Annotated in this window: 26 protein-coding genes; 5 read left to right on the top strand and 21 right to left on the bottom strand. The window is 68.3% G+C overall.

The genetic code is table 11. The annotated features are described in order from the left end of the window. From pstA to JRZ79_RS14895, 3 genes are read right to left on the bottom strand one after another with little or no spacing between them, the layout of a single operon-like run. Positions 1–1,701 (bottom strand): phosphate ABC transporter permease PstA, encoded by a 1,701-nt coding sequence (gene pstA / locus JRZ79_RS14885; protein WP_205252453.1) that lies wholly within the window; start codon positions 1,699–1,701, stop codon positions 1–3. Position 1,702: 1 nt separating this feature from the next. Next, entirely contained in the window at positions 1,703–2,662 is a 960-nt protein-coding gene (gene pstC, locus JRZ79_RS14890; RefSeq protein WP_010902292.1) for a phosphate ABC transporter permease subunit PstC, read from the bottom strand. A gap of 55 nt (positions 2,663–2,717) precedes the next feature. After that, positions 2,718–3,752, bottom strand: a complete 1,035-nt coding sequence (locus tag JRZ79_RS14895; protein WP_205252454.1) for a PstS family phosphate ABC transporter substrate-binding protein — start codon at positions 3,750–3,752, stop codon at positions 2,718–2,720. A 226-nt stretch (positions 3,753–3,978) separates the two neighbouring features. On the opposite strand from JRZ79_RS14895, the gene JRZ79_RS14900 reads away from it, so the two are divergent. The 3 genes from JRZ79_RS14900 to aspS all read left to right on the top strand — a co-directional run bounded on the left by JRZ79_RS14900 (position 3,979) and on the right by aspS (position 7,664). Continuing rightward, positions 3,979–4,983, top strand: coding sequence for a phosphate uptake regulator PhoU (locus tag JRZ79_RS14900; protein WP_010902294.1), 1,005 nt, complete (start codon positions 3,979–3,981; stop codon positions 4,981–4,983). 72 nt (positions 4,984–5,055) lie between these two features. Then, complete coding sequence (locus tag JRZ79_RS14905) at positions 5,056–6,027, top strand: phosphoadenosine phosphosulfate reductase family protein (RefSeq protein WP_010902295.1); 972 nt, start codon at positions 5,056–5,058, stop codon at positions 6,025–6,027. A gap of 326 nt (positions 6,028–6,353) precedes the next feature. Then, a complete protein-coding gene (gene aspS, locus JRZ79_RS14910) occupies positions 6,354–7,664 on the top strand; it encodes an aspartate--tRNA(Asn) ligase (protein ID WP_010902296.1) in 1,311 nt (436 codons plus the stop codon). Between the two features lie 36 nt (positions 7,665–7,700). On the opposite strand, the gene JRZ79_RS14915 is transcribed toward aspS, so the two are convergent. The 12 genes from JRZ79_RS14915 to JRZ79_RS14970 all read right to left on the bottom strand — a co-directional run bounded on the left by JRZ79_RS14915 (position 7,701) and on the right by JRZ79_RS14970 (position 19,015). Then, positions 7,701–7,985 (bottom strand): transcriptional regulator, encoded by a 285-nt coding sequence (locus JRZ79_RS14915; RefSeq protein ID WP_205252455.1) that lies wholly within the window; start codon positions 7,983–7,985, stop codon positions 7,701–7,703. 1 nt (position 7,986) lies between these two features. After that, positions 7,987–8,604, bottom strand: coding sequence for a hypothetical protein (locus JRZ79_RS14920; RefSeq protein ID WP_205251502.1), 618 nt, complete (start codon positions 8,602–8,604; stop codon positions 7,987–7,989). Next, entirely contained in the window at positions 8,597–9,487 is an 891-nt protein-coding gene (locus JRZ79_RS14925) for an ABC transporter ATP-binding protein (protein WP_010902299.1), read from the bottom strand. The genes JRZ79_RS14920 and JRZ79_RS14925 overlap by 8 nt, the downstream gene beginning before the upstream one ends. Then, positions 9,484–10,335 carry an ABC transporter permease gene (locus JRZ79_RS14930; RefSeq protein WP_205252456.1) on the bottom strand — a complete coding sequence of 284 codons (852 nt, stop codon included), beginning with the start codon at positions 10,333–10,335 and terminating at the stop codon, positions 9,484–9,486. The genes JRZ79_RS14925 and JRZ79_RS14930 overlap by 4 nt, the downstream gene beginning before the upstream one ends. 148 nt (positions 10,336–10,483) lie before the next feature. Then, positions 10,484–11,311 carry an aldo/keto reductase gene (locus JRZ79_RS14935; protein ID WP_012289160.1) on the bottom strand — a complete coding sequence of 276 codons (828 nt, stop codon included), beginning with the start codon at positions 11,309–11,311 and terminating at the stop codon, positions 10,484–10,486. Positions 11,312–11,374: 63 nt separating this feature from the next. Then, positions 11,375–12,607: a digeranylgeranylglycerophospholipid reductase gene (locus JRZ79_RS14940; RefSeq protein WP_010902302.1), complete on the bottom strand. Its 1,233-nt coding sequence runs from the start codon at positions 12,605–12,607 to the stop codon at positions 11,375–11,377. A 193-nt stretch (positions 12,608–12,800) separates the two neighbouring features. Then, positions 12,801–14,483 (bottom strand): hypothetical protein, encoded by a 1,683-nt coding sequence (locus tag JRZ79_RS14945; protein WP_205251506.1) that lies wholly within the window; start codon positions 14,481–14,483, stop codon positions 12,801–12,803. Continuing rightward, positions 14,455–15,213: an ABC transporter ATP-binding protein gene (locus tag JRZ79_RS14950; protein ID WP_205251507.1), complete on the bottom strand. Its 759-nt coding sequence runs from the start codon at positions 15,211–15,213 to the stop codon at positions 14,455–14,457. The genes JRZ79_RS14945 and JRZ79_RS14950 overlap by 29 nt, the downstream gene beginning before the upstream one ends. Positions 15,214–15,371: 158 nt before the next feature. Then, positions 15,372–15,572, bottom strand: a complete 201-nt coding sequence (locus JRZ79_RS14955; protein WP_010902305.1) for a helix-turn-helix transcriptional regulator — start codon at positions 15,570–15,572, stop codon at positions 15,372–15,374. Then, complete coding sequence (locus JRZ79_RS14960; RefSeq protein ID WP_010902306.1) at positions 15,569–15,985, bottom strand: DUF2178 domain-containing protein; 417 nt, start codon at positions 15,983–15,985, stop codon at positions 15,569–15,571. The genes JRZ79_RS14955 and JRZ79_RS14960 overlap by 4 nt, the downstream gene beginning before the upstream one ends. Before the next feature lie 415 nt (positions 15,986–16,400). Beyond that, on the bottom strand, positions 16,401–17,270 hold the full coding sequence (locus JRZ79_RS14965) for a 2-oxoacid:ferredoxin oxidoreductase subunit beta (protein WP_010902307.1): 870 nt from the start codon (positions 17,268–17,270) through the stop codon (positions 16,401–16,403). After that, on the bottom strand, positions 17,267–19,015 hold the full coding sequence (locus JRZ79_RS14970) for a 2-oxoacid:acceptor oxidoreductase subunit alpha (protein WP_010902308.1): 1,749 nt from the start codon (positions 19,013–19,015) through the stop codon (positions 17,267–17,269). Before JRZ79_RS14970 ends, JRZ79_RS14965 begins: the two co-directional genes overlap by 4 nt. Before the next feature lie 248 nt (positions 19,016–19,263). Here JRZ79_RS14970 and JRZ79_RS14975 point away from each other — a divergent pair, with 248 nt between their 5' ends. Continuing rightward, complete coding sequence (locus tag JRZ79_RS14975) at positions 19,264–19,908, top strand: FAD-binding oxidoreductase (protein WP_205251508.1); 645 nt, start codon at positions 19,264–19,266, stop codon at positions 19,906–19,908. Positions 19,909–19,922: 14 nt separating this feature from the next. Then, positions 19,923–20,327, top strand: coding sequence for an NUDIX domain-containing protein (locus tag JRZ79_RS14980; RefSeq protein WP_205252457.1), 405 nt, complete (start codon positions 19,923–19,925; stop codon positions 20,325–20,327). Positions 20,328–20,338: 11 nt separating this feature from the next. Here JRZ79_RS14980 and mce read toward each other — a convergent pair whose 3' ends face one another. The 6 genes from mce to JRZ79_RS15010 form a co-directional block, all read right to left on the bottom strand. Beyond that, positions 20,339–20,728, bottom strand: a complete 390-nt coding sequence (mce, locus tag JRZ79_RS14985; RefSeq protein WP_205252458.1) for a methylmalonyl-CoA epimerase — start codon at positions 20,726–20,728, stop codon at positions 20,339–20,341. A 38-nt stretch (positions 20,729–20,766) separates the two neighbouring features. Then, the gene (locus tag JRZ79_RS14990) at positions 20,767–21,717 is read right to left on the bottom strand and encodes an oxidoreductase (RefSeq protein ID WP_205252459.1); all 951 of its coding nucleotides are present in this window, start codon (positions 21,715–21,717) and stop codon (positions 20,767–20,769) included. A 53-nt stretch (positions 21,718–21,770) separates the two neighbouring features. Next, entirely contained in the window at positions 21,771–23,456 is a 1,686-nt protein-coding gene (locus JRZ79_RS14995) for a methylmalonyl-CoA mutase family protein (protein WP_205252460.1), read from the bottom strand. A 25-nt stretch (positions 23,457–23,481) separates the two neighbouring features. Then, positions 23,482–23,781 (bottom strand): hypothetical protein, encoded by a 300-nt coding sequence (locus tag JRZ79_RS15000; protein WP_205252461.1) that lies wholly within the window; start codon positions 23,779–23,781, stop codon positions 23,482–23,484. An 82-nt stretch (positions 23,782–23,863) separates the two neighbouring features. After that, entirely contained in the window at positions 23,864–24,433 is a 570-nt protein-coding gene (locus JRZ79_RS15005) for a GNAT family N-acetyltransferase (protein WP_010902314.1), read from the bottom strand. 68 nt (positions 24,434–24,501) lie between these two features. Further along, positions 24,502–25,686, bottom strand: a complete 1,185-nt coding sequence (locus JRZ79_RS15010; protein WP_205252462.1) for an outer membrane lipoprotein carrier protein LolA — start codon at positions 25,684–25,686, stop codon at positions 24,502–24,504. Positions 25,687–25,772: the final 86 nt, after the last annotated feature.

A 25,772-nucleotide genomic window follows, 5' to 3' on the forward strand; every position in this document is an offset into this window, starting at 1 on the left:
TTAGTCATGTGATTGGTATTTGTTCCTGAGCACGATCGCCACGGAGTTCATCGCGAGCAACACCGTCACCAACACGACCACACCGGCCGGCACCACCTTGGTGTAGAAATCCGGGGTCGCGTAGAGGCTCGACCACGCGTACACCTGCAACGGCATCGCGGTGACCGTCTCCGAGACCTGCGTGGGCAGCGAGAACTTGATCGTGGGCGCACCGATCATGATCAGCGGTGCCGTCTCGCCGATGGCGCGACCCAGCGCGAGGATCGTGCCGGTGAGGATGCCGGAGAACGATCGCGGCAACACCACGTTGCGCACGGTCTGCCACTTGGTTGCTCCCATCCCGTCGGAGGCCGCGCGCTGGGCCTCCGGCACCGACCGGATGGCTTCCCGCGCGGAGATGATGATGATCGGCAGGATCAACAGGCCAAGCGTCGCGCCGCCGATCAGCACCGTGCCCGCGGGCCGATTGAGGTGTGTGACGAACAGCCCGAACCCGAGCAGCCCGTAGACGACCGACGGCACGCCCGCGAGGTTCGAGATGTTCACGTCGATCACACGCGTCAGCCAGTTGTCCGGTGCGTACTCTTCGAGATAGATCGCTGCGCCGACGCCCACCGGGAACGCCAGCACCGCGACGCTCAGCATGAGCAGGATCGACCCACCGATCGACGGGTAGAACCCGGCTGATTCGGCGTTCGTGCTGTGCGCGGACGTCAGAAACGCCCAGTCGACCCACGACTGCGGGCCGGCCAAGCCGACGACGGACACGATCCCGGCGCCGACCAGCGACCCCACGATCACGGTCGCCGGCACCGCCAGTCCGACCCGCTCGCGCGGGGCGTTGACCGCAACGTCGGCCGCGTACGCAGCAGGCGGCACCACCCCGACCGCCGCGACGACCACCGCCGGCACCGGCGTAACGCCGACCGCCGGGCCGACGACACCGGCCACCGCGACGACTGCGAGGAACGCACTGCTCGCAGCGACGCGCGCCCGCCGCCCGCGGTCTCGCGCCACCGCGTGGCCCGCGACGACCCCGATCGGGCCGCCGACGGTCGCCACGAGCATCAGCCACGGGGCCGGCGCAACCGGCACCCCGGACACCACGTCGACCACGCTGGGCACGAGGCGCACACTGCCGAGTGTCGCTCCCAGTGGGATGGGGAGCCCGAGCTGCGAGAGCCAGGACGCAACCGTCCCCAGCGGGCCGGGCAGACCGAACAGCGAGAGATAGAACGCCGCAGTCGTCACGCCGAACCGTGCGAGGAACGGCAGCCGCTGGTCGTAGGCGGTCACGCCGACGGTGATGGCGGCCGGCACCGCCAGTGCGACCACAACCGCCAGCCACGTCAGCGGGCGCACGATGTCGATGAACAGCATCGCCGCGCCGCCGCTGAACAGCAACGCGACGGCCACGAACCCGAGCGCAAGCATGCCGGTCTGGAAGGCGGCCTGGCTGCGCCGGTAGACGAACGCGCCAACGCCGGCGGTCGGCACCACGAGCGTGAGGAAGAACGTGAGATGCCACCCCGGATCGGCGGTCAGCGGTTGGATCGCGTCGTTTGCGACGTACAACAGCAGGATCGTCACGAACACGATGCCGAACAGGGTCGCCGCAAGCAGGAGCGCGCGGAACACGCGACCCGCGGTGCGACTGACCTGCCCGAAGCCCGCCGTTACGTCGCTGGTGTCGGCTGCCATCTCAGTACTCCTCCTTGAATCGGTGTGCGATCACGTCACTGACGATGTTCATCACGAGCGTAATCACGAACAGCGTGGCCCCGATCGCGAACACGCTGCGGTACGCGAGCCCGCCACCGGTCACGTCGCCTTTCACGAGTTTCACCATCGCCGCCGTCATCGGGAGCGCGGACTCCGTGTACGCCCCTGGGTCGATGATGTTGAGGAACCGCGCGGTCGACCCGGCGGCGATCGTGACCGCCATCGTCTCGCCGATGGCGCGCGACAGCGCCAGGATGAACGACGAGAAGATGCCGGACAGCGCCGCCGGCACGACGACGCCGGTCGACACTTCGAGTTTCGTCGCGCCCATTCCGTAGCCCGCCTGCCGGAGCTCATCGGGCACGGCGGACATGGCGTCCTCGCTGATGGACGCCACCATCGGAATGATCATGATGCCCACGACGACGCACGCCGAGAGCATGTTGAACTTGCTCAACCCCGGGAGGACCGTGCCCAGTGCGGGCGTGATGTAGATGACGGCGAAAAACCCGTACACGACCGTCGGGATGCCCGCCAGGATCTCCAGGGCGGGCTTCAGGACCGACCGGAGTCGGGGGCTGGCGTACTCGCTGAGGTAGGTCGCGGTGCCGAGTCCGAGCGGCAACGCGATGATCGAGGAGCCGATCATCACCATCAGCGTCGCCGACACCAACGCGAGCACGCCGAAACTGCCGTTCGTTGGGTCCCAGTTCGTTCCAGTAAGGAACTCCACGATGCCCGCGGTCGCGCCGTCGACGCCGACCAGCGGCGCGGAGAACGTGAAGAACTTCGCAGCCTCGGTCGCCAGCAACGCGATGAGCCCGATCGTCGTCACGATCGAGAGGGCTGCACACAGGAAGAAGAACGACCGGGAGAGCAACTCTGAAGGGGCGTTCTGGGTGCGCGTCGTGAGCGCCGCTTCGAGGTCGTCTCCGCTCATTGGTTTGAATCAGTCATAGCGTACGTATACAGTCTTTGCTGGGTGGGGCGACGCGCTACTCGTCCGCACTGCCGGCCGCGTCGATGGCCTCAGTCAGCGCGTCCAGTTGTTCTCCTTGAACCTCTTCGCTGAGGGGCACGTAGCCCACTTGGTCGGCGACGATCGCCTCGCTCGTGGCGTGCTCGAGCCAGAACCGGAGGAACGCCGCGACCGCGGGCTCGGCCAGCGACGACTTCGCCGCGTACGTGAACAGCGGCCGGGAAAGCGGCGTGTACGCCCCGGATCGCGCGGTCTCCAGGCTCGGCTTCACCGGCTCGCCGTCGCCGTCGTCGACGGCAAGCGCTTTCACGCGGTCGCCGCTCTTCGAGTAGTACGCGTACCCGAGGTATCCCATCGCGTTCGCCGATCCCTCGACGCCCTGGATGATGGTCCGGTCCTGTTCGGTGCCGGTGTAGCTCCCGCCGCTGATGTGCGTGAGCTCCGTGTCGCCGCCGTGCAGGATGGACTCGATGAAGTAGTCGTAGGTGCCCGAGGCGCTCGACGGGCCGTACAGCTCCAGCGGTTCGTCGGGCCAGTCGGGGTTCACGTCGGACCACTGTTCGGTGTCGCGTTCGGCCGACCAGATGCTCCGCAGCTCGTCGACGGTGATGCTGTCGATGTCCAGGTCCGTGTTGACGATGACGGTCAGCGCGTCCGTCGCGACAGTGAACTCGACGGGCTCGATGTCGTTGTCCGTACACTGCTGTGCCTCGGCGTCCCGAACCTCTCGGGAGGCGTTGTTGAGGTCGGCGTTACCGGTGCAGAAGTGGTTGGCGAACCCGCCACCGGTGCCGGTGGATTTGGGGTTGAAGTTGACGTCCGGGTGTGCCTCGCCGGTGTCGCCGCCGCGGAAGAGCTCTGACATAGTGGTCGCCAGCGGGAACACTGTCGAGCTTCCAGCGAAGTCGACGGTGCCTGACAGCGAGTCGCCGGCGGGATCCTCGGATGACGTGCTCTGGCAGCCGGCGAGCGCTGCCGCGCCGGTTGCCCCCATCCCGGCGAGAACTTGACGGCGCGTACGTGTGGTGCGTTCGGCGTCGTCTGCTGGCATCGTCGTATGCTCGCCGCGATGTGAATAAGTACTCTGCTATTACGTATATATAGCAGTACATAGGGAACAGTTCACATCGCATGTCCGCGAATCGATTCGACGCTCGCCGCCGGTGTATATTTCGACCCGAGCGCCTGCAAGCGCTTTATTCTCCTCTACAGTGGTTTGGTGTAGTAACTATGTATCGTGACCGGGATTTATATTACAGGCATCGATACGTGGTCGCATGGAACGACGGAAAGTCCAGGTCACCGGCGGCTCAACGTTCACCGTATCCATCCCGAAAGACTGGGCGCGCGATCACAGCGTCGAGGCCGGCGACGAGGTGGGGTTTCACCCGGACAGTGGCTCCCTCCTGTTGACCCCCATCGACGACACCGACACCGACAAAGGAACGCTGACGATCACCGACATGCACGGCGAAGAGCTCATGCGCGCAGTCATGACGATGTACGTCAGCGGCTTCGACGTGCTCGCCCTGGAGGCCGAGTCCATCGATCCCGACCAGCGCCGCGTCATCCGCGACGCCACCCAGGGGCTGGTCGGCCTCGAAGTCCTCGAAGAAACCAGCCAGCGCGTCGTCATCCAGGACCTCCTGGACTCCTCGGAGCTGTCCATCCACAACGCCGTTCGGCGCATGCACCTCATCGCGGTCTCCATGCTCGAAGACGCCGTCACCGCGCTCGCCACCCGAGACCCCGACATCGCCCGCGACGTCACGAACCGCGACGACGACGTCGACCGCCTCTGGTACGTCGTGTCACGCATCTTCCGGGGTGCACTGCGCTCGCCCACGGTCGCCCAAGAGATCGGCATCACGCGGGAAGTCGCGTTCGACTACCACTCCAGCGCCCGCCAACTCGAACGCGTCGCCGACCACGCCACCAAGATCGCAACCGCCACACACGACCTCAACGACGACATCCCCGAGGACGTCGTCGACGCCCTCGAAACCCTCCAGGCGGACGCCACCGACATCATCGAGACCGCCATGGACGCCCTGTTCGCGGACACCGCCGACGAAGCCACCGCCCTCGCCACCCAAGCCCGCGCACAAGTCCGCGACATCGACGACCAGGCCCGCGACGTCGATGACCGCCTCCACGGCCTCACCGCCCACCACGCCCAACACCTCGGCCTCGTCGTGGACTCACTCTCCCGAAGCGCCGACTACGGCGGCAACATCGCCGAAACCGCCCTGCAAAAGGCCGCCCCGACTCCCAACCCCTAACGCGCCCCTCTCCCGCCCCAGCTGTCGGCGGATATCCACACGCATATACGTTACCGGGTAGACCCCGAAGCCATGAGCGAGGACTTCCCGGACTACCTCGACGTCGACTACCACGACGGTGACGGTGAGAGCCCCGCTGACTACTCGACGCTGGACGCGAAAATCGAGAAGGCCATCGAGGTCACGCGCGACGGCCTCGAATCCTACGACAACCCCGCCATCATGTGGACCGGTGGTAAGGACTCGACGCTTACGCTGTACTTCGTCAAGGAGGTCGCCGACCAGTTCGACCTCGATGTCCCCGAAACCATTTTCATCGATCACTTCCAGCACTTCGACGAACTCCACGACTTCGTCGACCACTGGGCCGACGAATGGGACCTCGACGTCGTCTACGCCCGCAACGAGGACGTCGGCGACTACGTCACCGCCAACGACCTCGAACCCGGCGACGACATCCCGATCAGCGAACTCGACGACCAGAACCAACACCACGTCCGGGACCTCCTCGAATATGAGGAGGACTCGTTCCCGTTCCTGCTCGACACCTACGTCGGCAACCACCTCCTGAAGACCGTCGCGCTCAACAACGCCCTCGAGGAGCACGACGTCGACGGCATCCTCTCGGGCATCCGCTGGGACGAACAGGACGCCCGCGCCGACGAGACGTTCTTCAGCCCGCGCCACGACCCCGACGTCTACCCGCCCCACGACCGCATCCAACCCATCCTCCAGTTCGACGAAGCCGCCGTCTGGGACGCCTTCTGGTATTACGTCGTCCCCGAGACGGTCGCGGACTTCCCGGACGACGGCTACGTCCCACAGGACTTCGACGACCTCCCCAACGACCTCACCCACGAGGACATCCCCGTCTCCCCCAAGTACTTCAAGGGCTTCCGTTCGCTGGGGAGTGAAGTCTCCACGGACAAGGCCGCCGAGGAACCCGCGTGGCTCCAGGACCTCGAAAACACCACCGAGCGCGCCGGCCGCGCCCAGGACAAAGAGGACCTGATGGAGCGGCTGCGCGATCTCGGTTACATGTAAGTCGGCCCGGTTCACGTCGGCGGGCTTCCCCACGCCAGGACCCCGACGCGCAGAACGCGCCACAAGCCCCTCACAGTGAACCGCGCGGACGCTGCACCACGGCTGCGCTGCGCAGGTTCGCAAATCATACGTACGTGGACGCACGACTCGGCAACAGCGACGATGACGGCGACACGCACACCGGTCGGATCGCGCGACGCCCGCCGTGACCGTGGTCGGGGTGTCGCCGGCGGCAATGCGCCTGCGTGAGCAGGCCACCACCCATTCTCCCGACTGCCCGGACGCCGTCGCAACGCGCCGCCAACCAGCCATCCACAACTCCACCAATGCTCGAACGAACCTACATCGAAGACGTAACGCCCGACGACGACGGCGAAGACACCACCATCGCCGGCCACGTCCACGAACTCCGCGACCTCGGCGGCATCCTCTTCGTCATCGTGCGGGACGCCACCGGCCGCCTGCAGGTCGTCGCGAAAGAAGACGACACCCCCGACCTCTTCGAGACGGCCGAAGGCCTCTCCAGCGAGGACGTGGTGCAGGTCACCGGCACGCTTGAGGCCAGCGACCAGGCCCCTGGTGGCGTCGAACTCGCGCCCACCGAGCTCACCGTCGTCAGCGAAGCCACCGACGTGCCGTCCATCGAGATCTCGAAGGACGTCGACGCCGACCTCTCGACGCGGCTGGACGAGCGCCACCTCGACGTGCGCAAGCCCTCGACGAAGGCGGTGTTCTCCCTGCGCTCGAAGGCGATGGGCGCGATGACCGACTGGTTCTACGACAACCGCTTCGAGGAGGTCGACACACCCGAACTCTCGACGGCGGGCGCTGAGGGCGGCGCGGACCTCTTCCCGGTCGTCTACTACGACAAGGAGGCCTATCTCTCCCAGAGCCCACAGCTCTACAAGCAGATCCTCGTCGCCTCGGGCGTCGACCGACTGTTCGAGGTCGGCCACGCGTTCCGCGCCGAGGACTTCGGGACCTCCCGGCACGTCTCCGAGATCGCCATGTTCGACGTGGAGCTCGGCTACGTCGAGGACCACCACGACGTGATGGACGTCCAGGAGGAGTCCCTGCGCCACACCATCCGACACGTCGTCGAGCACGCCCAGCGCGAACTCGACGAACTCGGCTCGGACCTCTCGGTCCCCGAGGCGGACTTCCCGCGCATCACGTTCGAGGAAGCCCGCGAGATCCTCGCCGACGAGTACGACCACGTCCCCGAGGACGACAACGACCTCGACACGAAAGGCGAGCGCCTGCTCGGGGAGTACTTCGAGGAGCAGGGCCACCCCGCCGTGTTCGTCGTCGGCTACCCGGACGAGAAGTTCTACTACCGCCAGGACGTCGACGGCGACGACGTCGCCTCCCGGAAGTTCGACCTGCTGTACCGCGGCCAGGAGCTGTCCTCCGGCGGGCAGCGTGAGCACGACATCGAGCGCCTGACGGCGAAGATGCGCGAGCAGGGCGTCGAGCCGGAGAACTTCGAGTTCTACCTCGACGCGTTCCGCTACGGCGTCCCGCCCCACGGCGGCTACGGGCTGGGCATCGACCGGCTCATCCAGCAGCTCGCCGGCCTCGACAACATCAAGGAAGCGATCCTCTTCCCGCGGGACCCCGACCGCCTCGAACCGTAGGCGGTTCGGACAGCCCGTCGAACGCCTCGTGTTCCGTTATTCCAGGCCGTCGATGAGTCCCTGCAGCGTCTGGACGTGGTCCTCGAACATCGCCTCGCCGTCCTCGGTGAGCACCGCCGTCGTGTGCGGTCGCTTGTCCACGAACTCCTTGCGGACCTCGACGGCGTCGGCGTCCTCCATGCGCTGGAGGTGACTGGAGAGGTTCCCCTCCGTCAGGTCCAGTTCGCCGGTGAGGTCGCCGAAACTGGACTCGCCGTGCCGGTAGAGGTACGCGAACAGTTCGAGCCGGGTCGGCTGGTGGACGAGCTTGTCGAGGTCCATCCTACGTTCGGGTCAACACGAGGTAGGAGGCTGCGGCGTAAACAACGTACGATGCGCCGAAGGCGGCGTAGCTCCACGTGTGCAGGACGTCGACGGTCGGGATGGCGACGCCCAGGGCGACCAGGAGGAGGCCACCCCCGTGTAGCACGTAGCGGTCCCGTGCGCGGATGCGGTAGGCCTTCAGCGTCTCGCCGGCGACGAGGTAGCCGAGCCCGAGCATCACGGCGACGAGTCCGAGCGTGAGCGCGTTGTCCGCCAGGTAGCCGAGCTCCGGGAGGAACGGGTCGACGGCGGACAGCGCGGCGAACGACCCGAAGTAGACGACGAGAATCTGGAAGCCGACGTTCGGCTCGCTGTGGCCCGGCCCGAAGGCGTAGTCGTACCGCCGGGAGAGCACGAGGGAGCCGGCACCGAACAGCCCGACCCAGACGACGGGGTACCAGAACCCGGCTGCCCGCGCGAAGAGGAGGACCTGGGAGACGGCGCTCCCGGCCGCCACGAGGACGCTGAACAGCAGCCACTGTTCGGGTGCGCTCTCGTAGCGCTCGGCGATCCCCATCGCGTCCTTGATGCGGTCGAGGTCCTGCTGGAGTGCCCGGGGGTCGACGTCCTCACTCATTGTCGGCGGCTGCGTGGACGTAGTAGTTGAACGCGTCGGTGTAGCTCGGCTCCACGGTCTCGACGGTGGCGTCGCCGGCGTGCTCGCGGATGTCCGCGAGGGTCGCGTGCTCGCGGAGGAATCCGCGGCGTTCGTCGCCGTGGTAGAACGGGTCGCCGACGACGTGCGGGGCGAGGGCGTCGCCGGCGGTTGCCTGGCCGACCACTCGCACGACGGTCGGGACGCCGTCCAACAGCGCCTCGGGGGTGTCGACGGCGAGCACGCCGCCCCCGTTCACGAACGCGACGCGGTCGGCGAGGTCGGCGTCGACGGGCCGGTGGCTCGTGGCGACGACGGTCCCGCCGTCCGCGACGCGGTCGCGGATGACGCGGTGAAACGACTGCACCATCGAGAGGTCGACGCCCGCCGTCGGTTCGTCGAGGAGGTACAGCGGCGCGTCGACGGACAGCGCCAGCGAGAGTTCGAGCTTGCGTTTCATGCCCTCCGAGTAGTACTTGATGCGTTTGTCGAGGTCGCCGTCGATACCGAGGTCGTCGACGTACGTCCGCCAGCGGTCCGTGAACTCGGGGTGAAGCCGGGAGTAGAACGCGGCCGTCTCGCGGCCAGAGAGCGTGTCGACGCTCGCGCCGCCCTGCAGCAGCAGCGAGAGGCTCCGGCCGCCGTCTTCGCTGACGGGCGTCCCGAACACCGACACGGAGCCCTCCGACGGCTCGGTGCCACCGGCGAGACACGACAGCAACACCGTCTTCCCGGTGCCGTTGGGCCCCATCAACAGCAGCACTTCGTTCTCAGCGACGGTGAGGTCGATGCCGTCGAGGACGCCGTCCTCGCCGTAGGCCTTGTGGACGTTCCGCGCCTCGACGGCTGGCCGGTCGACGCTCACCGGACCGCACCCCCGTAGAGCGAGCGGCGGGTGGCGGCGACGGCGAGCGCGAGTCCGGCCACTGCGTAGCCCGCGAGCAGCGCGACGTGACCCATGCTCGTCGGCGCGCCGGGCGGTGCCAGTCCGGCTTGCGTCCACCCGCCGGCGGCGACGAGGTGGTGGACGGCCAGCCGGGTGGCCAGCGCGTTCGGGACGACGTTCACGAAGTCGGCAGCGCCGGCGAGCATCCCGGGCTGGATGCCGTTGTAGCCGGTGAGGAAGAAGGCGAGCATGACGACGCTGACGGCGACGATGCTCGCGAACTTCGCGTCCGGGACGACGGCGACGAGGACGACGGCGATGCTAGCGGCGAACAGGCCGAGCGCCAGCAGCCCGAGCAGGGCCACGGGGATCGAGGCGGCCGACCGGAGCGTGAACGCCGCTCCCGTGACAGCACCGACGCCCAGCACAGCGAGGACGGCGGCGACGGCGAACAGGTAGGCGGCCGCGAACCGCCCGAGGAAGTCCGCTGTCGGCGACACGGGGAGTGCTCGGAACTGGCGGTATCGGCCGCGTTCGACGTCCGCGACGAGCGACTGGGAGAACGTGTTCAGGAACACGGTGAGGGCCGCGAAGGCCCCGTACGAGACGGCGTGCGTGGCTTTGACCGCGCTCACGACCTCGGCCGGCATCCCTCCGGTGTCGATGAAAAGGGACACGGACAGCAGGTAGAACATCGCGGGGAACGCCACCGCCCAGAAGGCGACAGCGCTGTTCCGGCGGAGCGTCTGGAGGGTTCGCACGGCGAACGCCGTGGTCTGTTCGAGGAGCCGGCCCAGGGGCGGGCCGCCACGTGTCTCGATGCTCATACTACGTCACTGGCACCGACTGACAAATAACTTTGCACTACAAACTCACTTTGCAGCGCAAAGTCGCGGCTCGCGGGGCTGCGGTGTCGGTTCGATTCGGGGACTCGTCGAGAAATACTGCGTGTGGTGGGTCGGCGCTACGGTCGGCTCAGTTCCAGGGCCCGAACTCCGGGTCGACCTGTCGCTCGCGGCGGTCGATGCCGTCGATCTTCGCGACGTCCTCGTCGTCGAGTTCGAGATCGAGGCTCGCCCAGTTGTCGGCGATGTGGTCCTCGCCGGTCGCCTTCGGGATGGCGGTGACGCCCTTCCGGCGCACCCACGCCAGGCTCACCTGCGCCTCGCTGACGCCGTGCTTCTCCGCGACGGCCTGGATCTCGGGCACGTCGAAGACCTCACCGCGGGCCAGCGGCGAGTACGCCACCAGCTCGATGTCCTCGCCGTCGGCGTACTCGCGCAGCTCCTCCTGTTGGAGGAGCGGGTGGAACTCCACCTGGTTGGCGAACGGCAACTCGCCCAGGACGTCTTCGGCTTCGTCGAGATGCCGGGGCTCGAAGTTGCTCACGCCGATGCGCTCGGTCACGCCGTCGGCCTGCAGGTCGGCCAGCGCAGCCAGCGTCTCCGTGGCGTCGTACTGGTTTGCCGGCCAGTGCACGTACAGGAGGTCGACGTAGTCGACGCCGAGCTTCTCCAGGCTCTGTTCGGTCGCGGGCGCAACGTCGCCGTCACCGAGCTCGCTCGTCCACACCTTCGTCGCGAGGAAGACGTCCTCGCGGTCGACGTCGGCGGCCGCGATGCCGTCGCCGACGGCGTCCTCGTTCTCGTAGATCTGTGCCGTGTCGATGTGCCGATACCCCATTTCGAGGGCGGTTCGTACGCTGTCCGCGCACGCACTGGGATCCTCGTTCTCCCAGGTTCCCAGTCCGAACTCGGGCATCTCCTCGACGACCGCCGCGCGCTGCTGTGTGTCCTGTGCCATACGCATAGCAACAACGGGTAGGTGGTTAGCGGTTGTGGATGCGGCGAGAACGCCGGCGTGTCCTCACGCGCGCAGCCGGTCGCGGGCGAACCGCGCGAGCAGGGGGACGTCTTCGGTGTGCACGAACTCGAGCAGCGACCGCAGCCCGCCCTCGTTCGCGCCGGACAGCGTCCCGACGTCGGCCGTCTGCAGGTCGCTCATGAGGCGGTCGTAGCGCTCGTTGGACGCGAGATACAGCAGCTGGGTCATGGTCAGCCGCATCCGCGCGTTCGGCGCGACACGCTTGTGCCAGAGGTCGTCGTAGATCGACAGCGCGTCCGCGGACGTATCGCGGTCGTCGCCCATGAAACACCGATCGGCGGTGATCGCGGCCGCGCGCGCCGACTCCATGCACTTGTGGATCCCCTCCCCCCACAGCGGGTCGACCGTCGGCACGGTGTCCCCGATGGCCATGAAGTTGTCCGTCGAGAAGTTCGCCGGCAACTGGATGTGCGCCGACCCGCGGTGCTGTTTGCCCGCCAGTTTCGTGGCGTCGGCGAGGCGCGGATCGGTCTCCATCCAGTAGTCGAGGTGGTCGTCGATGCTCTTCGAGGCGTCACCGAACCGCTGGTAGCTCTCGTTTTGGATGTAACAGATGCCGACTTTTGCGGTGTCAGCGCCCGTGTGGAAGATCCACGAGTAGCCGCCGGGCGCGAGGTCGTGATCCAGGCGCAGCATCATCGCGTCGCTCAGGTCGGCGTACCCCTCGTGGTCGACGGCGACGTTCTCCATCTCCCACTCGATGCCGATGGCCTGATTGCTGCGCCGGAGGTCCGTCACGCCGAGTTTCTTCGCGAGCGGCGCCGCCGGCCCGGTTGCGTCGATGATGATGTCGCCGTACACCTCCTCGTCGCCGTCGTACTTCACGCCGACAATCTCCCCGCCTTCCGTGATCGGGTTGTTCACGCGCGCCTCGAACCGGTACTCGGCACCCTGCTGTTCGCCGGCGGCGACCAGCCACTGTTTGAACTCCGCGAACTCCAGGACCGCGCCGGGCTGATCCTGGACGAAATACTCGTGGGGGGATTCCAACACAACGTCGTCGGTGTACTGCATGACCACGTCGTCGGGCACGCCGAACGCGCCCATCATGGACGCGAACGTGCCCGCAGTGGACTTGTTCGACTGGCGGGGGAACTCGTCCTCGGGTTCGGCTTCGAGGACGACCACGTCGTAGCCCCGCTCCGCGAGGTCGCGCGCGCACTGTGCTCCTGCTGGGCCGGCACCGGCGACAATAACGTCGTGCTTGTCTGACATAGGGTCGATCACGCTGAAGGGTGACGCGAGTCAGTCGCCCTGAACCGGGTGCTGTCAGCAGCCAGTCACGACCACCGGCCCGCGCACGGCTAGTTGTTCACTCTGAACCACGCCGGGGACTAAAAACACGCGGGAACGTTCCTGACGCCCGCAAAGGGGTGGGACTCCCCGACACCGGCTCGTGCGCGCTCGGTCAGGCCAGCCGGTAGCCCCCGAGCCGGGCCACTGCCACCCGGTAGGCCACCGGAAGCGCAACAGCGACCGCCGCCAGCGCGACGAAGGCCCCCGTTTCGACGGTGCCCGCGCTCACACGCCAACCAAACGGCAGCGTCCGCGAGACGAGCACGGTGACTGCATCGTGGAGGACGTCGCTCCGGACGACGGTGACCGCGACGACGGCCGCCGTGAGTGTCGCGGAGAACACGCCGTACGCGACCTTGCTGGGTGGCACGGCGCGGCGGGACCCGGCGAGGTCGACGCCCTCGAAGCGGGGAAAGACGCTGCCGACCCCGGCTGCGAGCACGGATGCGGCCAGCACAGCGCTGCCGGCTGCGACCACGACGCCCAGTACGCCGCCCAACGAGTAGCCTGCGGCGCCGGCGAGCAGGCCGGCCACAGCCCCGCTGACAGGGACAGCGACAACGCCGGTCGCCGCGACGTAGCCGCGGACGACGTGCCGGCCGCCGGCGCGCGCCGTCAGCAGCGACGGCAGCGACCTGCCCTGATTCCCGAGGGGGTTGAGGGGGAGCGCCGCGCCGCCCGCCCACGCACCATACCAGACGGCCAGCCAGGGCGCGTACCGCGGCACGGTGCCGCCGGCGAGGACCTGCTCGCCGACCGGGATCGCCCCCACCAACGGGAAGGCGACGAAAACCAGCCGGAGCGGCGACCGGTAGATCTGCAACAGTGCCGTGCTCGCGACGCCGTGGGTCGCAGGCGCGCGCGTCAGCACGCCGAGCAGTCTGTCGACCGCGTGGTCGGGCGCAGTCGTGGGTTCGCCGTCACTCTCGGTCGACGCCATCCCGTCGGCGCGCCAGGCGTACCGGGCGGCCGGCACCGCGAGAAGGACGCCGGCGCCTGCGACGACGACACCGAGGGCGAACGCCCCAGCGACACCGGTGGCGCCGGGAGTCACGCCGGGCGTTGTCGCCAGCGAGAGGTCGCCGAGCCAGCAGAGCGGGGGCGCGCGGAGCACGGGTCGCAGGGCGTCGATGGCGGTCGTGAACTCCCCGGTGAGCATCACAGCGAAGTACCCGAGGCCGATACCCACTCCGAGCACCGGCTTCAGTTGCGTGAGGACGTTCGACCGGCGGACGACGCCCTTCAGCAGGAAGCCGACGGGGTAGCCGGTGGCTGCCGCCGACGTGACGGTGACTGTCGCCGCGGCGACGACGCCGAGGACGGGGACCGGCGTTCCCAGTCCCAGGCTCAGCCCGAGGGCCAGCCCGAGTGCCGGGAAGAGCATGAACCCGGCGAGCTTGACAGCGGCGCTCGCGAGCTTCCCGGCGGTGATGTCGGCGGTCGGGCGGAGCGTGAGGTAGTGGCCGTCGTTGTCGAGGTCGCCGTTCGAACCGACAGCCTCGACGACGAGCATCGCGACCGTGAACAGCCAGGCGACGCTCCAGGCGGTCGCCGCACCGCCGGCCGCGAACCACGGCGTCTCACCGGCCGCCAGCGCGACGCCGGTGTCGTGGCCGAGCGAGTACGCGTACACCGTGATGAGCGCGAAGCCGACGGCCGAGAGCGCGCCGTACAGCAGCCAGAAGTCCTGGCCGCGCAGCTTCCGGTAGCCCCGCACGAGGTCGACGCGCGCCAACTCGACTGCGGCCTCGGCGTCGGGGACGGCTTCACGAATCCGGGAGCGGGGCGTCGGCATCCGCAGTCACCTCCATGAAGACGGTCTCCAGGTCGGTCGCGCTGCCCTCGCGGGCGGTCGATTTGAGGTTCTCTGGGTCACCGTCGGCGACGAGGACGCCGTCGTCGATGACGCCGATGGTGTCCGCGAGTTCGTCGACGACGGGGAGGACGTGCGTGGAGAGAAGGACAGTCGCGTCCCCCGCCGCGAGGTCCGCGACGGTGTCCCTGACGGTGCGGGCGGCCCGGGGGTCCAGCCCCGACGTGGGTTCGTCGAGGAACAGGACGTCCGGGTCGTGGAGCATCGCGGCGACCACGCCGATCTTCTTCGTCATGCCTGTGGAGTACGACTCGATGCGGCGGTCGGCGTCCGCGAGCAGGTCGAACCGCTCCAGCAGCGACTCGATGCGGGTGTCCGCCTCGCCGTCGTCGAGCCCGTGGAGTCGGGCGACGTGCCGGAGCTGCTCCCAGCCCGTCAGCTCGTCGAAGACCGGTGGATCGGCGGGTAGGTAACCGATTCGCGGGGTGAGCGCCGCCCGGTCGGTGACTGGAACGCCGGCGACCTCGGCGGTCCCCGCGGTGGGATCGGTGAGGGAGGTGAGCAGGCGCATTGTCGTCGTCTTCCCGGCACCGTTCGGTCCGAGGAAGCCGTAGACGCTGCCCGCGGGCACGGCGAGGTCGAGGTCGTCGACCGCAGCTTCGTCGCCGTAACGCTTCGTCAGGCCGTCTGCGCGGATGGCGAGGTCGGTCATCGGCGGTCTCCAGTCGGTGTCGTGGTGTCGAGGCCGGTGGGGGACATGGATTGACTCGACTCGCGTGTAAAGCGAGGTTTACAGGAAAGTATGTTTTACACTCCAAGGTAAGGCTGTCGGTGGTCCGAACAGAACACCGAGCAGCGCTGCCGCCTTCGCTACCCGTCGAGTTCGGGGTCGAAGAGGTCCTCGATCCGGCAGTCGAAGAAGTCCGCGAGCTTGAACGCGAGTTCGATGCTGGGGTCGTAGCGGTCGCGCTCGATGGCGTTGATGGTCTGCCGAGTGACCCCGACGGCGGCCGCGAGGTCGGCCTGACTCAGGTCGGCCTCGCCGCGGCGTTCGCGCACGTGGTTTCTCATCGTCGGTAGCGAATGGCGGTGTAGACGACGCCGTAGACGATGAACAGGGCCGAGATGGTGAGGAAGCCACCGACGAACTCCTCGGGCACGTCCACCGACGGCATCTGGTCAACGACGACGTGCGTGGTCATCGCCAGTAGACCCACGACGCCCGCAATCTGGAGTGTGAGCAGGCTCGCCCGGCGCTCCAGGTCGAGGTCGCGCTCGTCGTACAGCGTGACGGAGGTCCCCTTCCAGACTGCGAGGGAGCCGAGGATGCCCGCCCAGTACACCACGAGCCCGGCCAGCGGGTAGTCGAACTCCGCGGCAACGATGAACCCGCCGACGCCGACGCCGATGCACGCGTACATCAGCCGCCGGTACCGCCGGACCTTCGCCAGTCGCCCCGTCCCGGTCGACCCGCGGTCGCTCATGGACACGATCGTAACGCGTGCTTTACTCCCGGGTGGCTTGTAGGTTTCCTCTCAGCGGGCCCCTGGCAGCCCTCGTGCCTGCACGGTGGATCTCTGCACGTGCGACCGGTCGACGACCGACAGCGGCCGGTGACGCCACCCCGGACACCTCGCCGAACACTTCGAACCAGCCGATGGTCCGGATGCCGGCCTCGACCCGATCCACAGCCTCCGGAACGCGCTCCAAGCCCGCTACTGGCCGGTCTGGAAGTCCCGCTGACGCACTGAGACGTGGGAGCCGGTCGGCGAAGCATCGGCGCGCGAACGGGATGAGCGCACCGGCCACCACGAGCGGCGGGACGGAGCGAGCAGGGAGTGTTTATCGCAGTTTCGCGAGGAGAGGTCGCCGGAGGCGATCCGGCGAAGTAAACCGGGACTAGTAGAACTCGCGGACGAGATCGGTGGCGCCGTCGGGCGCGCCGTCCGGGAGTTCGGCCATGTTCTCGGTGACGCCGTGGGCCTCGCTGTACGGCGTCGAGTCCTCGTCCTGGTAGAGCACGCCGAGGTACTCCTTGCCGGCGTCGAGGATGGCGTCTTTGGCCTGGTCGTAGTCGTGGCGGTCGTAGTCGTCGTCCTCGCTGAGGTCCACGAGGCTGTCCCGGAAGTAGTCGTAGGTGTCGACGTCGTTGAACGTGACACACGGGGAGAACGTGTTGACGAGGCTGAACCCGTCGTGTTCGATGGCCTCCTGGACGATCTCCTGGTGACGCAGCGCGTCCGAGGAGAAGCTCTGTGCGATGAAGCTGCCGCCCGCAGCCATCGCCAGTGCCAGCGGGTTCACCGGCGGCTGCTTCGGGCCGTCCGGCGAGGTCGACGTCTCGAAGTCCGACCGGCTGGTCGGGGACGCTTGGCCCTTGGTCAGCCCGTAGATGCGGTTGTCCATCACGACGTACGTGATGTCGACGTTCCGCCGGACGGCGTGGATGAAGTGGCCGGCACCGATCGAGTAGCCGTCGCCGTCGCCGCCCGCCACCATCACTTCGAGGTCCGGGTTCGCGAGCTTCACGCCGGTGCCGACGGGGAGCGCGCGTCCGTGCACGCCGTGGAGCGCGTACGACCGCATGTACGTGCCGATCTTCCCCGAGCACCCGATGCCCGCGACGACGAACGTGTCGTCGGGGCTGTTGCCGGTCTCCGCGAGCGCTTTCATCATGCCGTTCATGGTGCCGAAGTCACCGCATCCCGGACACCACGTCGGCTGCTTGTCTGACTTGAAGTCGGTGAATCGAACGTTCTCTGAGCTCATGCGAGGGACTCCGTGATTTCGGCGGCGAGTTCGTCCGCTTTGAAGTCGACGCCGGTGTAGTTGTTGATGCGTGTGACGCGCTCGAGCACGTCGTGCTCGATCACGTCGGCGAACTGGCCGGTGGCGTTGGCTTCGACAACGACGACGTCGTCGGCGGCTTCGACCTCGTCGGTGAGGTCGGGCCGCGGGTAGATGTACGGCACCGACACCACGCGGATGTCGGGGTCGTCGTCGCCGTCGAGGTACTCCAGGGCTTCGACGATGGTGCCCTCGTTCGACCCCCACGAGACCACGAGGTTGTCGGCGTCGCTGTCGCCGAACTCGCGGTAGTCGAACTGCTCGCGCTCGCGGGCGGTGTCGACTTTCCGGTAGCGCTTGTCGACCTGGTCGACGCGCACGTCCGTGTCTTCGGTGCGGCGGCCGAGTTCGTCGTGCTCCAGGCCCGTGGACATGTGGACGCCGCCCTCGGTGCCTGGCACGGCGCGCGGGCTGATGCCGTCGGCGGTGTCGGCGTGGGGTCGGAACTGCTCGGTGTCGTTTTGCCACGCGGAGATCTCGTCCTCGTCGACGAGCTTCCCGCGCTCGATCTCGACCGCGTCCATGTCGAACTCCTCGGGCGGATACGTGCGCTCGGTGACCGCCATCGAGAGGTCCGCGGTGACGTAGACGGGGAGCTGGTATTTCTCCGCGAGGTTGAACGCCTCGACGGTCTTGTGGAAGCACTCCGCGACCGACGTGGGCGCGACGACGAACCGCGGGATCTCGCCGTGGCCGCCTTTCAGCATCATGTTCAGGTCGCCCTGTTCTTGCTTGGTCGGCATCCCCGTCGAGGGGCCCGACCGCATCACGTTCGCGATCACCAGCGGTGTCTCACTGGTGGCGACCAGGCCGAACGTCTCGCTCATCAGGTCGATGCCCGGCCCGGAGGTCGCGGTCATCGATCGCGCGCCGGCGCGCGCCGCACCCAGCGCGAGGTTGATCGCCGCGAGTTCGTCCTCGGCCTGGACGACGTGGCCGCCGAACTGCTCGATGCGGCCCGTGAGGTACTCCATGACGTCCGTCGCCGGGGTGATGGGGTAGCCGGCGTAGAACCGGCAGCCGGCCGCGATGGCGCCCATGCCGATCGCCTCGTCGCCGTTCAGGAGGACGTAGTCCTCGTCGGTGGTCTCCAGCTCGTAGGGGAGCGTGACGTCCTCGAACTCCTCGGCGACGTACTCGGCACCCAGGCGGGCCGCCTGCTTGTTGTTCTCGATGATCTGTTCGCCCTTCCCGCTGAACCGCTTTTCGAGGGATTCGTCGAGGTTCTCGATGGGGAAGTCCGCGACCGCGCAGACCGCGCCCAGGGCGACGATGTTCCGCATGATCGCGCCGCCGGCGTCCTCGGCGAGGTCCTTCAGCGGGATGTCGAGCCCGGTGACTTCCGCGGGGGATTCGAAGTCGGCGAACTCGGTGCGGTCGCCGTCGTAGATGATGATGGAGTCCGCGTGCAGCTCATCGAGGTTCTCGTCGACGGTGCGTTCGGTGAGCGCGATGAGGATGTCGAGGCGGTCGACTACACTCTGTACTTGGTCGACCGACGTACGGACCTTGTAGGCAGTGTACCCACCTCGGATGCGTGATGCGAAGTCCTTCGAGGTGAACACGTGCCGGCCGGCGCGCGACAGCGCCTGCGCAAAGATCTTGCCGGTGGACGCGATTCCATCGCCGGCCTCCCCGCCGATGGCCCAGTTCAGGTCGTCGTGCATGTCGTTACGGGCTACCCGGGCCGCCAGCAAAAAGGCTTCTGAAGGCGTCTCCCGGCTGGAATGCAACGGACCCGCTGGCACGCATCGCGAAACTGGACGTACGTGTGCTCGGGTCCCACAGGCGTGTACGACCACGTGGTGTGTGACGCCGAACCGTGAACCCCGGAAGTTGCTGGTGTGACATCTGGCGGCCGACTGTCGGTGTCCCGAAACGAACGGGTTAGGTGAGTGGCCCACCAGACACACGTATGGACGAAACCCCGGTCACAGTGCAGGCGGTCGACGACGTCGGCCCGGACGCCATCGCAGTCACGTTCGAAACCCCGGCAGGGTTCACCGCCGAACCCGGACAGTTCGTGCGCGTCGTCCGCGAGTTCGAGGACGGCGAAACGGAGGGGCGATACTACACGCTGTCATCGCCGACCGTGGCCGACACCTTCGAGGTGACCGTCGACGTGGCTCCCGACGGCGTGCTCGGCCCGTGGCTCGCGGGCCGCGACCCCGGCGACGAGGTCACTGTCGAAGGCCCGTTCGGCGAGGACTACTACCAGGGCGAGCCCTCCGTGTTGCTGCTCGCGGGCGGCCCGGGCGTCGGCCCCGCCGTCGCCATCGCCGAGCGAGCGATGGACGCCGGTGCCGAGGTCGCGCTCGTCTATCAGGACGAGGCCCCCGTCCACGAACCCCGGCTCGCCGCGCTTTCGGACGCGGGCGCGGACGTGCTCGTCGTCACCGACGCGTTCGAGGACGCCGTCGCGACGCTGGCGGACGCGTCCGATCAGGCCGCGTTCGTCTACGGCTTTGCGGCGTTCTGCGGCGCCGCCACCGACGCGCTGGAGGCAGAAGGCTTCGACACCGACGCCGCGAAAGTCGAGAGCTTCGGCCCCGAGCCGTGAACCGAGGGGCTGCCGTGTCGACACCAATCAGCGTCAGGAGTCGGCACGCGGTCGACCAGCGACTCGACCGCCTCCGCGACGCCCACGGCCCGTTCCCGTGCCACACCGAGACTGTCGAGAACGACCCGGCGCTGTTCGCACACGGGCGCGAACTCGTCGCGGCCGGTGGTCGCGGCAGTGCGGGCGCACGCGTGACCGACACCGACGGCCGCGTCCTGCTCATTCGACATCCTGGGGACCCCGAGAAGTGGGTGCTCCCGGGTGGCGGCCACGAACCCGGGGAGACGTTCGCGGAGACGGCGGTCCGGGAAGTCTGGGAGGAGGCCGGCGTCGAGTGCGAACTCACGGGCGTCTGGCAGGCCAAGCGCCGCCGGATTCGTCACCGACCCCGATGTCCCGCAGCGGGACGCGGTGAGTGAGAACTGACCGGTCAATGCTCGACGAACTCGATGAGCGCGCCGCCGGTGTCCTTGGGGTGTAGGAAGGCCACGTCGTGGCCCCAGGCCCCGTCCCGCGGCTCCTCGTCGATGCGGTCGACGCCCGCGTCGCGGGCGGTCTCCAGCGCGGCCTCGATGTCGTCGGTGGCGAACGCGACGTGATGGATGCCGCCGCCGGTGCGCTGCAGATACCGGCCGACGGTCGTGTCCTCGTCGACGGGTTCGAGGAGTTCGACGTAGCCGTCCCCCCCGAGATCGAGGAAAACCGTGTGCAGTCCGTCGAAGACCTCCTCGTGCGCGACCGGCGCGCCCAGCAGCGCCGTGTACAGTTCGCCCAGGCCCGCGGCGTCCTCGGTGGCGACGCCGACGTGGTCCACGTGCATACTCGCAGGTGGCCCGCGGGCGCTCATCAAGCCACCGACTACGCGGGGTCCGGCAGGTCGAAGTCGACGCCGGTGTGGTCCGCGGAGACCGTCCAGAGGCGGCGCGCGGTGTCCTCGTCGCGCGACCGGGCGCTCGGCTGCTGGCGCTCGGGGTGGCCGCGCATGTTCAGGACGCCGCCGGGTCCGATGTACTCACCGCCGTCGATGCTCGGGTTAGTCGCGGCGTACAGCAGCGGCCACGCGCCCTGCTCGGCGCTCTGGCCGACGAGCGCGTTCGCGGCCCGCATCGCGAGCAGCCGCAGCCGCGACCCCGCCGCCTGCGGACCGCGGAGTTGGAGGTTCGTCGCGGCGTACCCCGGATGGCAGGCAACGCTCGTCACGCTCGCCGACGCCGCCCGCAGCCGCCGGTCGAGCTCGTACGCGAACAGGAGGTTCGCGAGCTTCGACTGGCTGTAGGCCTCCCACTTGCCGTACTCGGCCTCGTGCTGGAGGTCCTCGAAGTCGATCCGGCCGCGCCGGTATGCGCCCGACGACTGCGTGACGACGCGCGTCTCGCCGCTGGTCCGCCGGAGCACGCCCAGCAACCCGGCGGTGAGCGCGACGTGCCCCAAGTGGTTGACGCCGAACTGCGTCTCGAAGCCGTCGGCGGTCTCCGAGCGCGGGATCGCCATCACCCCGGCGTTGTTCGCGAGCACGTGCAGGCTGTCGAACTCCGCGGTGAACCAGTCGGCGAACGCCGCCACCGAATCAAGCGCTGCGAGATCGAGCTCGTGCACTGTCAGCGACGCCCCCGGGAGCTCTGCCACGATGTCGTCGCGGGCGTCCTCGCCGCGTTCGGTGCTCCGGCACGCCATGACGACGTGCGCGCCAGCCCGAGCGAACGCCCGCGTGGCCTCGAAGCCGAGGCCGCTGTTCGCGCCCGTCACCACCACCCGCCGGCCGGACTGATCGGGGAGCGCTGCCGCCGTCCACGCGTCATCGCTGCTCATACCGCCACGGTCGGCGGCCAGCGGGAAAACTCACGGTGGTGGTGGCGGCGTCCTCAGAGGGCTGCCCCGGGCTGGTGTTCGCCGAACACGTCCCGCAGCGTGTTGCAGATCTCGCCCACGCTGGCGTACTCCTTGACCGCGGCCACGATATACGGCATCACGTTCTCGTCGCCCGCGGCGGCCGCCCGCAGGTCCGCGAGCGCGGCTTCGACGGCCTCGCTGTCCCGGTCGGCTTTCACGTCGTTCAGGTGCTCGATCTGGCGGCGCTCGTCGTCCGCAGTGACCTCCTCGATGTCGGCCTCGGGCTCCTCGTCGTCGACCTCGAACTCGTTGACACCGACGATGACGCGCTCTTTCTCCTCGATCTCCTGCTGGCGGTCGAACGCCACGTCCTGGATCTGGCGTTGGACCCACTGGTCTTCGACGGCGCGCCGCATCCCACCCCGACTGTCGACCTCGTCCAGGATCGCCTGGGCTTCGGCCTCGATGTCGTCGGTGAGTCCTTCGACGTAGTAGCTGCCCGCCAGCGGGTCGATGGTGTCCGCCGCGCCGGACTCGTGGGCGAGGATCTGCTGGGTGCGCAGCGCGGTCCGCACCGACTCCTCGGTGGGGATCGACAGCGCCTCGTCTTTCCCGTTCGTGTGCAGGCTCTGGGTTCCCCCCAGTACTGCGGCCAGCGCCTGGTAGGCGACCCGCACGATGTTGTTGTCGATCTGCTGGGCGGTCAGCGTCGAGCCCGCCGTCTGGGTGTGGAACTTCAGCTGCTTGCTCTTGGGGTCGTCGGCGTCGAAGCGCTCCTCCATGATCGTCGCCCACATCCGGCGGGCCGCCCGGAACTTCGCGACCTCTTCGAGGATGTTGTTGTGCGCGTTGAAGAAAAACGAGAGCTGGGGCGCGAACTCGTCGACGTCGAGGCCGGCGTCGAGGGCGGTCTGGACGTATTCGATGCCGTCGCCGAGCGTGAACGCGATCTCCTGGGCGGCTGTCGCGCCGGCCTCGCGGATGTGGTAGCCCGAAATCGAGATGGTGTTGAACTTCGGGGTCTCCGCGGCGCAGAACTCGAAGATGTCCGTGATGACCCGCATCGACGGCTCCGGCGGGAAGATGTAGGTGTTGCGCGCGATGTACTCCTTGAGGATGTCGTTCTGGATGGTGCCCCGCAGCTCCTCGCGGTCGACGCCCTGCTGGTCGCCCACCGCGATATACATCGCCAGCAGGACGCTGGCGGGCGCGTTGATCGTCATCGACGTACTGACTTCGTCCAGCGGGATGCCGTCGAAGACGGTCTCCATGTCCGCCAGCGTGTCGATGGCGACGCCGGATTTCCCGACTTCACCCTGCGCCATCGTGGCGTCCGAATCGTACCCCATCTGGGTGGGCAGGTCGAAGGCCATCGACAGCCCCGTCTGGCCCTCGTCGAGCAGGTAGTTGAACCGCTCGTTGGTTTCGGCCGCGGTCCCCATGCCGGCGTACTGGCGCATCGTCCACAGCCGCCCGCGGTACATCGTCGGGTAGACGCCCCGCGTGTAGGGCTCCTCGCCGGGGAACCCGATGTCCGCGTCGTAGTCGCGGTCGGCGACGTCGTCGGGCGTGTACAGCCGGTCAACGGACTGCCCGCCCGTGTCCGTCTCGAAGGACTCCTTGCGCTCCCCGAAGCGGTCCAGCGTCGGCCCCAGCGTCTCCTCTTCCCAGTCCTCGCGGCCGTCCCGAATCGCCGCGAGGTCGTCCTCGTCGTACATACCCCGACGGACGGCGGACGCCGTCTTAATGCTTGTACGTTCCTCCCGGGCGACGACCCGCTGCGCTCCGGGGTCGACAGTGACTTCGCGACCGAGCGGGAGCGGCGCGACGGGGTTGCCCCCAGTCGGGACCCACCACGACCGGCGCGTCGGAATTGTAGCGCGCGACCTGCTCGGCGACCGCGTCGTAGACGTCCTCGCGGTAGCCGTCGCGGTCGCCCCCCGGCGGGTCGGCCGCGAAACGCCGGGTCGGCGGCCGGCCAACGAGCACAGCGAGGAAGGTACTGCCGTCGAACACGCCAACGATGGTGAACTGGAGCGCCACGGGACAGCACGCGAGCCCGGCGAGTCGGTCACGTCCCGGCGGTCGCAGCGTGCCGGGGCGTCTCTTGTGGGCTGTGCCGCCGTCACCCGCCGGTGTCGTACTTGTACGTCGCGGTGTCGGAGTCGATGCCGAAGTCCTCGCCTGCGTCGGCGTCGTCGCTGCCGTCGTCGCCGGCGAAGCGCCGCTGGAGCCGCTCGGGCACCTCGAACGCGTCGAACGCCACGCACAGCGCCTCGGCGTCGGGCTGGGACTCCCGGGTCGCGGCCAGCCGGTCGCCCAGCGGCGGCGGTAGCTCGGCTTCGTCGACGCGCTCGAAGCCGAACTGGTCGAGGTACGCCGGCTCGTCGGTCAGCGCGTACGCCTCCTCGATCCCCTGCTCGCGGGCGTCCGCGACGAGGTATGCGAGCAGATGGGCCCCAACGCCTCGCCCCCGCCAGTCGTCGAGCACGCCGATGTTCGTGAACTCACAGACCCGCGCGGTGTCGTCCGGTGTGTGCACGCGGAAGCGCGCGAACCCCGCACGCTCGTTCGTCGCCTCGTCGACCGCCAGCACGTAGTCCCGGGATCGGAACGCCGGGTCCTCGAAGCCGTAGTCGTCGAGCCGGTCGAGCAACCACACCTCCTCGTGGTTTTTGGCGTCCCGCGTGTGCATACCACGCAGTTGTGTGCCACACGTCAAAAGCGTTTGCTGGGGGGTCCCGAGCGACACCGCGCGGTCGGCTACCCGCAGGCCGTCGACGCAGCGACCTCCCGCAGCGTCTCCAGTGACACGCCACTCCCCCGGACGGTGTACCGATAGGTCGCGCAGTTCCACGAGATGCTCGTCGTCGGCCCGACAGCCACCGCGGCGTTCCGTCCGGCGACCCGGATCTCACGGTCACCGGTGACCGGATACGTGCGGTCGTATTTCGCGACCGTGACGCTCGCGGTGTCGTTGGCGTACCGCAGGCCCACGCCGTGGATGCGGCCCGTCGTCTCGGTCGCCGCAACCAGCCGCAGCGACCCCGGCGTCGCCGGCTCGGGGACGCTCGCCTCGGTCGCCGCCGCCAGCCGCTGTGCGGACGGGTACACCGTCCGGTTGGGCGTGTCGTACGTCTTCGCTGTGGTGTTCGGTGGCGCAGAGAACGTGAACGTGTCGTCGGTGACCCCCGGGTCGAAGGTGATGTCGCTGTAGGTCGTTCTGGCCGTCACGGGCTCGCCGTTGGCAACCCAGGAGGTCTGTCGCTGCACCGGGAAGAACCGCTCCGTGTCGACCCACAGCGTCTGTTCGAACGCAGCCCCCACGTCACCCGTGGCGCTCAGCCGCAACACGTAGACCGACCGGCCGCTGACTGTGGTCGTCCCGTCGTAGGTGAGCCTCAGTGTGGCCGTGTGACTGGCGCCGGTGGCTCGGCGGGCCGTGTCCACGGGAACGACCGGCAGCGGCGAGACGCCGTCGGCTGTCGCCGATGCGGTCCTGTCGGTGACGTTCACTCGCTCGAACAACCGCTCGACGCGATCCCCGAACGTCCGGGGGTCTGTCGTCCCGGCCGGCTCGAACCGCCGCACCACCCCGGTGTCACGGTCGTACATCGTCATCACGGAGTCGTTTTCCACGATCGTCTCGTGGCGGCGGCTGGTCGTCTCCCGGATCGTGATCCGGCGCTGGTCGGTGCCCGGCCGCAGGGACACCCTGGCGACGGACCGATACGTCTCCGAGCCCCGGTGAACGACCTTCTCGCGGGTCGCGTTGACGCCGTCGATCCCGGCGTACGCCCCGCTGGCGTTCGCGCCGATCCGCGGTGAGCCGGCACCCGACTGCGTCCCGCCCAAGACAGTCATCCCGATCACGGCGCCACCGGCGAGAACGGCAACGGCGACGAGCCCACCGACCAGCAGGCGTGTCCGCTGTCGCCCCTCAAACATAGCGTGGTTTCACGCGGCCACGTCTTAGTGGTTGCGTCCCGACTGAAACCTACTGCAAAGATTCTTGCACGTTCGCTGTGTCGGCC

Origin of the sequence: Halobacterium sp. BOL4-2, from assembly GCF_016917835.2 — an archaeon.
Classification (GTDB): domain Archaea; phylum Halobacteriota; class Halobacteria; order Halobacteriales; family Halobacteriaceae; genus Halobacterium; species Halobacterium salinarum.